This is a genomic window from Moraxella pluranimalium, from assembly GCF_002014825.1.
GTDB classification, from domain to species: Bacteria; Pseudomonadota; Gammaproteobacteria; order Pseudomonadales; family Moraxellaceae; genus Moraxella; species Moraxella pluranimalium.
Genome location: NZ_MUYU01000029.1, coordinates 12,786 through 24,693 on the forward strand (window position 1 = coordinate 12,786; position 11,908 = coordinate 24,693).

Below are 11,908 nucleotides of genomic sequence, written 5' to 3' on the forward strand. Positions count from 1 at the left end.
ATGACTGATTTGACCGATTATACAAACATCCCAAACCTTGCCAAATTTGACACCAGCCACATCGATAGCACGCGCGCGCCTGTGGTGCTGGTCGATGGCTCATATTATCTGTTTCGCTGCTTTTTTGGACTGCCGCCTTTATCCAACAAAGACGGTCTGCCGACCAATGCCATTCGTGGCGTGCTAAACGCCCTAAACAAGCTCATGCGTCGCTACAAGCCTGCCTATATGGCGGTGGCATTTGACACCAAAGCACCGACCTTTCGCCATGAACTATCCGACAGCTACAAGGCGCATCGCCCACCGATGGATGATGATTTGCGGGTGCAGATTCCTTATATTCATCGCATGATTGAACTGCTTGGCATTCCCTTGATTAAGCTTGACGGCTTTGAAGCAGATGACATCATTGGCACGCTTGCGCATCAAGCTTGTCAAGCAGGCCACCCTGTCATCATCTCAACCGGTGACAAGGACATGGCGCAGCTCGTCAATGACTGCGTGACGCTCGAAGATAGCTTCACCGGTAAGCTGACCGACCCTGCCCAAGTCATCGAAAAATTTGGCGTCACTGCCACCCAAATCGCCGACTATCTGACGCTGATGGGTGATGCGTCCGATGGCATCGCAGGCATCCCAAAAATCGGTGCCAAAACCGCCGCCAAACTACTCACCGAATACCAAGACATCGATGGCATCTTGGCAAATCTCGATGACATCAAAGGCGTCGTGGGCAAAAACCTAACCGAACACCGTGATGAGATTCCGCTCAATCGCACGCTTGCGACCATCGTGACCAATCTGCGCTTGCCGTTTGATTTTGATGATATCAAGCTTGATAACAGTGATGATTTGTCACGCCTGCATGAATTGCACCGCTTATTTAGCGAGCTTGAGTTTCGCACCGAGATTAGCGCCATCAGTGATAAGCTTGCCAAGCTTGAAACTGCCTTTCATGCCGATGATGACAGCACCGATAGTGATGCCAAGATGGATGCCGAGCTTGAAGCACAGTTTGCACAAGCCTTTGGGGAGCTTGGCATACTAAATGAAACTACTGATACGCTTAGTGTGCCCAGTCTGCCATCACAGCCTACCACCTATCAGACCATCAGCACGATGGATGAGCTTTATAAGTTGTTAGATAAACTTCACACTGTGCCGTATTTTGCCATTGATACCGAGACCACAAGTATCAACTGGCAACAGGCTGAACTGGTCGGTATCAGCATCGCTTATCAAAACTTCGATGCTTATTATATCCCTGTCGGTCATGTCGATGATTTGGGCGTATTACTCGATGGACAATTGCCAAGAGATACCGTCCTTGCCAAATTCAAACCACTACTAGAAAACCCAAATATCGGCAAAATCGGTCAACACATCAAATATGATGCGCATATTTTTGCCAATTATGGTATCGACATCATTCACACACTCAAGACACCAACCAATCCAATGTCGTCGGAGTGCAAGGCAGGCGAGCGAAACTGTACAACCAGTACTGTGAGCGAGCCTAACGCAGCAATGGGGCGACAGTGGGCAGGTTGGTTTGATACCATGTTAGCCAGTTATGTCATTCACAATGTCGCCACACGGCACAATATGGATGACATCGCCAAGCACTATCTGGGCGTGACGACGACCACCTTCGAAGACATTGCAGGCAAAGGTGTAAAACAGCTCACTTTCGACAGAATCGACATCGACACCGCTGCCCACTATGCTTGCGAAGATGCTGATATTACTTTTAGACTATTTAGTATATTTTCACAATATCTATCCAAAGATAGCACAGCGCACCACCTATTGCATGAGCTTGAAATCCCAACAGCACAGATTTTGGCACAGATGGAGCATGACGGGATTTTGATTGCGACCGAGTTTCTTGGTACGCTGTCGCACCGCTTTGATACCGAGATTTTGGGGCTAGAGCAGCGAGCCGAACAGCTTGCCGGTGAAAAGTTTAATCTAGCAAGCCCAAAACAGCTTGGCGAGATTTTGTTTGATAAGCTTGGCATATCAGGCGGCAAAAAAACCAAAACCGGTCAATACTCGACATCCGAAGCTGTACTTGCCAAAATCGATCATCCGCTCGTCGATGTCGTGCTTGAGCATCGCAGTTTATCCAAGCTAAAAAGCACCTACACCGATGCACTCGCTCGTGCCGCTGACAAGGACAACCGAGTGCACACAAGCTACCATCAGGCGCTCACTACCACAGGTCGCCTGTCGTCATCTGACCCAAACTTACAAAATATCCCGATTCGCACCGATACAGGGCGTCTGATTCGTGAAGCATTCATCGCGCCAACAGGTCGTGTCATCATGGCAGCGGACTACTCACAGATTGAGCTACGCTTGATGGCGCATTTTAGCGGGGATGAACGACTGATTGATGCATTTCATCGTGGACTAGACATTCACACCGCCACCGCCAGTGAAATCATGAATAAGCCACTTGATGCGGTGACATCGAACGAGCGCCGAGCTGCCAAGGCGGTGAATTTTGGGCTATTATATGGCATGAGTGCTTTTGGCCTAGCCAAACAGCTTGGCGTCGATCGTGCGGTGGCGCAGGATTATATCAAACGCTATTTTGCTCGCTACCCTGCCATCCATGACTATATGGAAAATACCAAAGCCCATGCCAAACTGCACGGCTATGTGCAGACCCTGCTTGGGCGTAAGCTGTATTCGCCCGATATTAATAGTAGCAATCGCATGATCAAAGAAGCCGCCGAGCGTGCCGCCATCAACGCACCGCTACAAGGCTCAGCCGCCGAGATTATCAAGCTTGCGATGATTGCTGTCGATCAAGTACTGCCAAAAGACCATGCCAAGCTACTGCTACAAGTGCATGATGAGCTGGTCTTTGAAGTCGATGCAGATAAAGCAGATGACGTCGCCATCATCATTAAAGACGCCATGCAATCGGTGCTGGATGACTTTGCCAAAGCTCGTGGTTGGCAGGTGGACTTTGCCGTGCCACTCGTCGTCGAAGTCGGTATCGGTGATAACTGGGATCAGGCGCATTGATATTTGGCTCAAAAAACCCACAAACCGTTTATCATTAAGATGAACGGTTTATTTTTTGACTGATAAACCAATGCGCAAAAACAACGGGCGATGCCATCAGACACCGCCCGTTGTTTTCCTTGATTTTACCACCGTAAAATCCGTATCCTTACCAACCTTCCTTGAATAGCATTTCATCCTTGCCCTGCTCCATCAGGGTTCTCCGTTGCTATGTGCGTATTATGCGTTATTTTATGCATAATGAAAATACGCAAAATGCGTCAATTGTTGTAAGATATTTCGTACAAAGCGGTTTTGTCAATTTTCCCCACAAAAAAGCAAGCCATGAAAGCTTGCTTTTATCGTCATCAGCGCTTAACGCATACGAGCGATGAGATTATCTTTTAGGATAAATTGATGATGTAGCGCGCCCAAAATATGCGCACCCACCAAACCAAGCAGTAGCGGCCACATCAAATGTTGATGTACGTCCATCAACTGGTCTGCCAAGTCATAATTGGTCGTGGCAAAGCCGGGGATTTGGAACAAACCAAACACGCTCACGCCATAGCCATTGTACAAAGCACCAAGCAAACCGGTCAAAGGCATACCTAGCATCGCCACATACAGCCCTAGATGTACCAAATGCGCAATGCCGGTTTGTAGTTTTGACATCGGCACAGGTGGTGGCGCTTTACTCACCAAGCGATTTAGGATGCGTAGCACCGTCCAAATCAAAAAGCTAAATCCCACCGCCTTGTGCAGGCTAATAAACTCTTCGCCCTGCTCAATCAGCACCCAAGCAGCTACAATCAACAGTGCCCCAACCCAGTGAAATAAACGGGTTAATATGCTGTATTTTTGAACAGTCGCCATAATTTCTCCAAAACACCAATCGGTGCTATAAATCGTCAGTCTATTGATTAAAAGTTGGGCAATTATAACAAATCATTGCTAAAATTGTATGCCTAGAATGTAGCGTTTTGTATCACTGTTTCATAGTCATATTATTGATAATTATCATTACAGACGACAATTACCCACAATGAATTAGCGTGGCTAAGTTTAGCTATCACTACCGGTTATTAATCATAGCTAATCTTTAGGAATTTTTGCAATTGTTACTGACAATTTGCCAATTCAGGTATTTGTGAGCAATCAGCGAAAAACTCTTGCAAATGACTACAATTTAGCACTTGCCAATCTGTACAAATATTGGCAAGATATGTATCATTGATTTGTGTTAATATTTTAGGAAAATAAGGCATTATTATGAATAAACAAATTCTACTCATCGAAGACGATCCAGATCTAGCCGAGCTGATCAGCGACTATCTGTCCATGAACTATTATGAAGTGCATCATGCACCGACCGGTCAAGGCGGTCTTGATATCCTAGAAGCCAAAGAGCGTGATATCAGCTTGATCGTGCTAGATTTGATGCTGCCTGATATGGATGGTATGCAAGTCTGCCAAAAAGTGCGTTCATCCAAAAACGCCATGATCAACAAAGTGCCAATCGTGATGCTGACCGCAAAAGGCGACACCACCGATCGTGTACTGGGTCTTGAGATGGGTGCGGATGACTATATCGCCAAGCCGTTTGAGCCACGAGAGCTGTTGGCTCGTATTCGTGCCGTCTTGCGTCGCCATGAGACACCGAACCAAGCAGACACCAATTCAGGTAGCTTAACCTTTGGTCGCTTGACCGTCTATCCTGACAGCCACGAAGTCACCATCGACGAAAAACCCGTTCGCCTGACGACGCATCAGTTCCAGTTATTGCACTATTTTGCCACCCACGCAGGCAAAGTACTCAACCGTGAACAGCTATGGCAAGCGATGCCAAATGACGATAGCTCAGAGAATATCGATCGTGCTATCGATGTACATATCTCTCGCCTGCGTGCGCTGATCGAAGACAATCCACGCCAACCAAAACGCATCATCACTGTGCGTGGTGTCGGTTATCAGTTCGCCACCGATCAAGTGTAATTGATCAAAAATTATCCAAAAACCATCAAGCAATCGTTTGATGGTTTTCGTTGTTTTTCAAATTGATGGTTTGTTATGAATTCAGCTTCGCATGGTAAATTTGGCTTTCGCTCGATTTCGGCACGGTTATTTATCAGTGTCTTTTTGGCATTGGTAGGCTTTGCCATCGCCTTTGTGTTGTTGTCGCAGTTTACGCACAACAATTCAGACTCGGCACGCTCTCGTGCGATTGCTAGCCAAATCATGACACAGATTGAGCCATTTTTGGCAGAAGCTGAACAACTAAATGCCCAAAATAACCGCCTACAAGCTCGCTTTGCTTTAGTCGTTATCAAAAAAAGCTTTGATATTTTTGATGAAAGTCTCAACGCCAAAATCGGTCTGTACGACCCAGCAGGTCAGCTGATTCTCCAAACCGAAAACACCGAACTACCAAGCAGACTGTTGCCCGAACAGCCGTGGATTAGTGAGATTTTCTCACCTGCCCCGCCACACATCACCGTTGATAGCGCACTTGGCTACACTCTATGGTACGAATCTCGCAAACAGTCGCCTGAACGCCCGTTGATGGCGTGGTTCAACCTATTTTCGGGGACTTTACTGCTACTTGTCATCATGTCGGCGGTGCTGTGGTGGATTTCGCACAGCATGACTTGGCGGATTAACCAAATGAGCCGTCAGATGAGCCGACTTGGCGAAGGGGATTTTAGCGTGCGTGTCAGCGAACATGGCAATGACGAAATCGCCGTACTAGCACACGGGTTTAACCAATCAGCACAAAAAATCGAACAGCTTATCAATGCCAACAGCCTACTGCTTGCACACGCATCGCACGAGTTTCGCACGCCGATTACTCGTATTCGCTTGCAGATTGAGATGATGGATATGCTCGCAAGTCGTCTGGATGACAACACCAAAGCTAAGTTTGATAAACGAGCAGCGGCGGTGAATCGTGATTTGACAGGGCTAAATGATTTGGTTGAGAGTATCCTACTGGTCTCACGCCTAGATGCCGGTCATGCCCTACAAGCCGCCGAGCAAGTGGATTTATATGAGCTGACTCGCCAAGAATGTCAGCACTATCCTGAAGCGACACTCATGGCAGAGCCGATTAGCCTGTTGGCACAGCCCAAGCTACTCACGCATCTGGTGCGTAATCTACTCAACAACGCCATGATTCACGGCGTGCCACCGATTGAAGTGTATCTGTATGGTGTGGCAGATGCCAAAGATGCCACCATCATCCCGCAGAGCCTGCTTGATAGCGTCTGCACCATCGATGATAGCGATGCTGATATGATTCAGCCGACAGATGTACTTGATGTTAAAAGCGCCAAAAAAACCAGCGATTTTCTTAAACGACTGACTCGCACCAAAGAAAAAGAAAAAGCCAAACCGCAGCCAAACTATGCCGTACTTGCCTTTATTGACCAAGGCAATGGCATCCCCGAAGATAAGAGAGAAGATATTTTTAGCCCCTTTGTGCGTCTCAAACAAGAGAAAAAAGGCTCGGGGCTTGGCTTATCGCTCGTCTCACAAATCGTCGAAGCCCATCAAGGCAAAATCATCACCGACACTTGGCAAGGTCATACCCGCTTTTTGGTGGTGCTACCCATGCGCCCAAAGCCTGTGATGAGTGCAGACGATAAAGACAAAGACAAGGACAAAGCCAAAACATAAGTATGAGCACCGAGTATTTTCATGATATAATAATCAGTTAATTTGACGATTTGACTTAACTTTATCATGAATACTCACGCCCCATCCAAAGCGATGATTGAACTGCATGGCATCAGCAAGCAATTCACCATCGAAAAAGACGGCAAAGTCAGCACCTTTACAGCCGTGCAGCCGACCGATTTGACCATCAATCCAGGTGAAATCTACGGCATCATCGGCTCATCAGGCGCAGGCAAATCCACACTCATCCGCTGTGTCAATCTGCTTGAGCGACCCACTACAGGTCGTGTCATCATTGATGGTGTCGAGCTCACCGCATTATCCGAGCAAGCACTCATCATCGAGCGACGCAACATCGGCATGATTTTTCAGCACTTTAATCTGCTACATTCTCGCACGGCATTTGACAATATCGCTTTGCCTTTAGAATTATCAGGCACGCCAAAATCTGCCATCACCACCAAAGTCAATGAACTGCTTGAATTGGTTGGGTTATCCGACAAAAAAGACGCCTACCCCGCCAATCTGTCTGGCGGTCAAAAACAGCGTGTCGCCATCGCTCGTGCGCTCGCATCCGACCCAAAGGTACTACTGTGTGATGAAGCCACATCCGCACTAGACCCTGCGACCACGCAGTCGATTCTTAAGCTATTAAAACAAATCAATCAACAGCTTGGCATCACCATCTTGCTCATCACGCACGAGATGGATGTGGTCAAACGCATCTGCGATAAAGTCGCCGTCATTGACCAAGGCGTATTGATTGAACAAGGCACAGTGAGCGAGATTTTTGCCAATCCGCAGACCGAGCTCGCCAAAGAGTTTATCCGCTCAACTTTCCATATCGGCTTACCTGATGATTATTTATCAAAACTACAATCATCGCCATCGGCAGAATCACATCCTTTGGTGAAATTTGAGTTTACGGGCAATTCGGTGGATATGCCACTGTTTTCGCAGGCGACCAAGCAATTTGGCGTGGAGTTTAGCATTTTGACTTCACAGATGGATTATGCAGGCGGTGTGAAATTTGGCTTTACCATCGCTGAAGTCATCGGCGATAGCGACAGTCGAAACCATGCGATTGCATATTTAACCGACCATCATGTCAATGTGGAGATACTCGGCTATGTGGGATAAATTCATCACCGATTTTATGAGCGAAATGCACCCAAAAATGTGGGAAATGGTCGCCCAATCCACTTGGGAAACCATCTACATGGGGCTGGCTGCCACCGCCATCGCCGTCATCATTGGCTTGCCGATGGGGTTTTTGGCGTTTTTGACCGACAAAGGTCGTATTCTTGAGCATCGCACCGCCTTTAGCGTGCTTGATGTCATCATCAATATCGGTCGCTCTGTGCCGTTTATTATCCTACTGATCATTTTGATGCCAGTGACACGTTTTTTGGTGGGCACGACGCTTGGCACAACAGCAGCGATTGTACCTTTGAGCGTGGCGGCGATTCCGTTTTTTGCTCGCTTGACCGCCAATGCCCTGCTTGAAGTACCTACTGGTCTGACCGAAGCCGCCAAATCGATGGGGGCGACACATTGGCAAGTGGTGAGCAAATATTATTTTCCCGAAAGCCTGCCGATTCTCATCAATGCCGTGACGCTCACCTTGGTGTCACTCATCGGCTATTCGGCGATGGCGGGTGTCGTCGGTGGTGGCGGTCTGGGTAATCTTGCCATCAGCTATGGCGAGCACCGCAACATGGTCTATGTCAAATGGATCTCCACCATCATCATCGTGGCGATTGTGATGATTTGCCAAAAAGCTGGTGATATCTTGGCGGCTAGAGTTGATCACCGCTGATTGCGACGGCTTAAAAGATTAGCGAATACTGCATCAGACTTTTGGCATTATTCGCTTTTTTCACAAGCTTTTGCCCAGATTGTCATATCCAAACGCTTGTTCTAGCAAGGGTTTTATGATTTAATATGGCAGTTGTATGACGATATTGAACAAATTTTTTGTGTTTATTTCTAAGGATGAATTATGAATTTTGGTAAATTTTTTGGTATCTGCGCCCTTGCTTCAGGCATCGCTCTAGCTGGCTGTGGTCAAGACAAAAAAGCAGAACAAGCTGCTGCGCCTGCAGGCGACGCCCCTGCCGCCCAAACCATCAAGGTTGGCGTAATGGCAGGCCCTGAGCAAGCGGTTGCTGAAGTCGCAAGTAAAATTGCTAAAGAAAAATACAACCTAGATGTCCAATTGGTTGAGTTTAACGACTATGCACTGCCAAACACCGCTGTCTCAAAAGGCGATCTAGATGCCAACGCCATGCAACACAAGCCATATCTTGACACTGACAGCAAAGAGAAAAAGCTTGATAATCTTGTGATCGTGGGCAATACTTTTGTCTATCCGCTAGCTGGCTACTCAAAGACCATCAAATCAGTGGAAGAGCTAAAAGATGGCGCAACCATCGCTGTGCCAAACGACCCATCAAACCTAGCTCGCGCGCTAATTTTGCTTGAAAAACAAGGTCTAATCAAGCTAAAAGACAACACCAACCTACTATCAACGTCACTAGATATCGTTGAAAATCCAAAAAATCTAGTGATTAAAGAAGTCGATACTTCAGTTGCTGCTCGTGCGATTGATGATGTTGATTTGGCAGTTGTGAACAACAACTATGCAGGTCAAGCAGGTCTAACCGCTGATGAGAACGGTGTATTTGTTGAAGACAAAGACTCACCATATGTCAATATCATCGTTGCTCGTACTGACAACAAAGACTCTGCAGCCATCCAAAACTTCGTCAAAGCATACCAAACTGATGAAGTAGAAGCCAAAGCCAAAGAAGAATTCAAAGGCGCTGTGGTCAAAGGTTGGTAATCTTGCCGAACTTAAAAATCCCTTGTTTATCAAGGGATTTTTTATAAATAAGATTATTGCATCTTAATATTTATTCAGTCATGTTTTAAAGGATGTTATTATGAAAAAACTTGCCGCATTTGCTTTTTGCTGTTTGCCAACATTGGTTTTGGCGAATGACTACGATGATTGGTATCAAACAGAATTAAAAAATGCTGAAAAGATTACAGGGTTTAAATTTGCCAATTACAATACTTCGGTTTATAAAGGCAAAAAAGCAGCGCTGAATAAAAAAGATGGATTTGTACGTGCTTTTCGCACCCGAATTGGTGATGCACACCAAGAAGGCGTAATTACTTTTGCCGGTAAATACATTACAACCAGTTGGGGTTGTGGCACTCAGTGCGTAAGTGGAGCTATGATTGATAAAAGTACAGGTAAAGTTTATGGTGCTTTATCCACAGCGGCTGGTGTGATTGATGATGAAAACATCCATCCAACACAAACTTGCGAAATGCTCACCGATGGCATTACGGGCGATGCTGAACAACTATTTAAAAACAATAGTCGTTTAATGATTGTCAAAGTAACCTGCAACGCTTATCATAATATAGATACACCTTACGAAAGCGCCACTGTCATTTATCATGTTTTAGAATGGCAAGAGAAAAACAAAAAATTCAAATGGCTAGCTGACAAGGCTATCAAAGTACCCACAAGCCAACTTTATAATTAATTACTCTTAGTGCATACAATAATACCCCAAGGCAAATAGCTTGGGGTATTGCTAACGCTTATCACTTCTGCTCAGTCTGCGCCTGCTCAGCTTCTTTGGCGTTACGCTCATCGATCTCACTCATCGATGTCGCAGGGACAAACTGCCCATTATTGACATCTGTACCACGAGCGGCGTGCTCGGTCTTGAGCGATTTGGCGACTTCAGGTGGCATATAGTTTTCGTCATGCTTAGCGAGTACTTCGCTTGCGACAAAAGTGCCGTTTTGTAGCTCGCCCGTTGCCACGACGCCTGAATTTTCGGCGAACAGATCCGGCAATACGCCACGATAGCTGACTGGCACGGTGGACTTAAAGTCGGTGATTTCAAACTGCACATTGAGCTGATCATTCGGATCACGCTTGACACTGCCTGCCACGACCATACCACCGGCACGGATACGCTTGGCTTCGGGCGCTTGCCCTGCGGCGATGGCAGTCGGATCAAAATAATAATCCGTCTGATTGCGAATGGCGTACAAAATCAAACTCACCGCCACCACAGCACCGAGTAGCACTGCGATAACCCACATCAGCTTTTTTTGTCTGACTGTATTCATGATGTCGCTCTTTATAAATAATTTAAGATTGCTTACGCTGTTTGTTGGTTAGGCGTGACTGCGTGTGCTGTCTGCCAAGTCGCTGCAATGTCTGCTTGCGTTCGTTTTTGGCATAGATGATGAGCCCAAGCACCGCCAAAAAAGTAATCGCATAGCACAGCCACACATAAAAGCCATGCCCACCCATTGCCAAAAAATCACCAAAAGTCTTGAAATACGGTGTCATCGCTCGCCCTATTTATCCGAATTTACCAATCGAGTGACCCACGCTTTATTGGCTTCACGGGTCAAAATCAGCGAATTGGTGCGATAAATCGCCAATGCCGCCACCAAAAAATACATCCCAAGCATCATAATCAGCAGTGGCACCCACATCGATGCACTCATCTTGGGTGCATTGGTCACGGTAAAGGTTGCCCCTTGATGCAGGGTATTCCACCACTCGACCGAATATTTGATGATGGGCAAATTCACCGCACCGACGATGGATAAAATCGCCGCCGCCTTGCCACGATTACTGCTATGCTCAAATGCCGCAAACAGCGCCATCACGCCTGCGTACAAAAACGCCAAAATCAGCATCGATGTCAGGCGCGCATCCCACACCCAATAAGTGCCCCAAGTCGGCTTCGCCCAAATCGACCCTGTCAATAGGCTTAGCACACAAAAGATAAAGCCAATCGGTGCAATAGCTTGGGCGACGATGTTAGCGGTCTTGATTTTCCATACCAAAAAAATCACCCCAAGCACACTCATCGCAAAATAAATGCTCATCGCAAGGCTCGCTGCTGGCACATGGATAAAGATAATGCGATAGCTGTTGCCCTGCAAATAATCAGGTGGCGCAAAGCCCAAGCTCCACACCGTACCCACACCAAGCAAAATCGCTGCGATGGCGGCAAGATATTTTACCCAAGGTGAAAAAATCTGAAAAAATCGCTCAGTGCCGACAGTGGTCAAAAATCCTTGCCAAAGTCGCCCAAAAAAACTGGCTTGGCTCGTGCTATTGGTGGCTTGGCTATTTTTTGGCATTTTTCTACCTAGCTCAAAGGTTGCA

General features: G+C 46.7%; 11 protein-coding genes. 7 read left to right on the forward strand and 4 right to left on the reverse strand.

Translation table 11 applies throughout. The features are described from left to right. Positions 1-3,039 (forward strand): DNA polymerase I, encoded by a 3,039-nt coding sequence (gene polA, locus B0680_RS09510; RefSeq protein WP_078254860.1) that lies wholly within the window; start codon positions 1-3, stop codon positions 3,037-3,039. Positions 3,040-3,393: 354 nt separating this feature from the next. Here the strand turns inward: polA and B0680_RS09515 are convergent, their stop codons facing one another. Then, the gene (locus B0680_RS09515) at positions 3,394-3,894 is read right to left on the reverse strand and encodes a cytochrome b (RefSeq protein ID WP_078254861.1); all 501 of its coding nucleotides are present in this window, start codon (positions 3,892-3,894) and stop codon (positions 3,394-3,396) included. 396 nt (positions 3,895-4,290) lie between these two features. On the opposite strand from B0680_RS09515, the gene B0680_RS09520 reads away from it, so the two are divergent. From B0680_RS09520 to B0680_RS09545, 6 genes are all read left to right on the forward strand, one after another. Next, positions 4,291-5,013, forward strand: coding sequence for a response regulator transcription factor (locus B0680_RS09520; protein ID WP_078254862.1), 723 nt, complete (start codon positions 4,291-4,293; stop codon positions 5,011-5,013). 75 nt (positions 5,014-5,088) lie between these two features. Beyond that, positions 5,089-6,693: a sensor histidine kinase gene (locus B0680_RS09525; RefSeq protein WP_078254863.1), complete on the forward strand. Its 1,605-nt coding sequence runs from the start codon at positions 5,089-5,091 to the stop codon at positions 6,691-6,693. 66 nt (positions 6,694-6,759) lie between these two features. After that, entirely contained in the window at positions 6,760-7,833 is a 1,074-nt protein-coding gene (gene metN / locus B0680_RS09530) for a methionine ABC transporter ATP-binding protein MetN (protein WP_322853491.1), read from the forward strand. Continuing rightward, positions 7,823-8,512, forward strand: coding sequence for a methionine ABC transporter permease (locus B0680_RS09535; RefSeq protein WP_078254864.1), 690 nt, complete (start codon positions 7,823-7,825; stop codon positions 8,510-8,512). Before metN ends, B0680_RS09535 begins: the two co-directional genes overlap by 11 nt. Positions 8,513-8,695: 183 nt before the next feature. Continuing rightward, complete coding sequence (locus B0680_RS09540; RefSeq protein ID WP_078254865.1) at positions 8,696-9,538, forward strand: MetQ/NlpA family lipoprotein; 843 nt, start codon at positions 8,696-8,698, stop codon at positions 9,536-9,538. A gap of 100 nt (positions 9,539-9,638) precedes the next feature. Continuing rightward, positions 9,639-10,253 (forward strand): hypothetical protein, encoded by a 615-nt coding sequence (locus B0680_RS09545; RefSeq protein ID WP_078254866.1) that lies wholly within the window; start codon positions 9,639-9,641, stop codon positions 10,251-10,253. Positions 10,254-10,314: 61 nt separating this feature from the next. On the opposite strand, the gene ccmE is transcribed toward B0680_RS09545, so the two are convergent. The 3 genes from ccmE to B0680_RS09560 are packed head-to-tail and all read right to left on the reverse strand — an operon-like array spanning position 10,315 to position 11,883. Then, entirely contained in the window at positions 10,315-10,851 is a 537-nt protein-coding gene (ccmE, locus tag B0680_RS09550) for a cytochrome c maturation protein CcmE (protein WP_078254867.1), read from the reverse strand. A gap of 22 nt (positions 10,852-10,873) precedes the next feature. Next, positions 10,874-11,077 carry a heme exporter protein CcmD gene (ccmD, locus tag B0680_RS09555; RefSeq protein ID WP_078254868.1) on the reverse strand — a complete coding sequence of 68 codons (204 nt, stop codon included), beginning with the start codon at positions 11,075-11,077 and terminating at the stop codon, positions 10,874-10,876. Between the two features lie 8 nt (positions 11,078-11,085). Beyond that, a complete protein-coding gene (locus B0680_RS09560; RefSeq protein ID WP_078254925.1) occupies positions 11,086-11,883 on the reverse strand; it encodes a heme ABC transporter permease in 798 nt (265 codons plus the stop codon). Positions 11,884-11,908 lie beyond the last annotated feature (25 nt).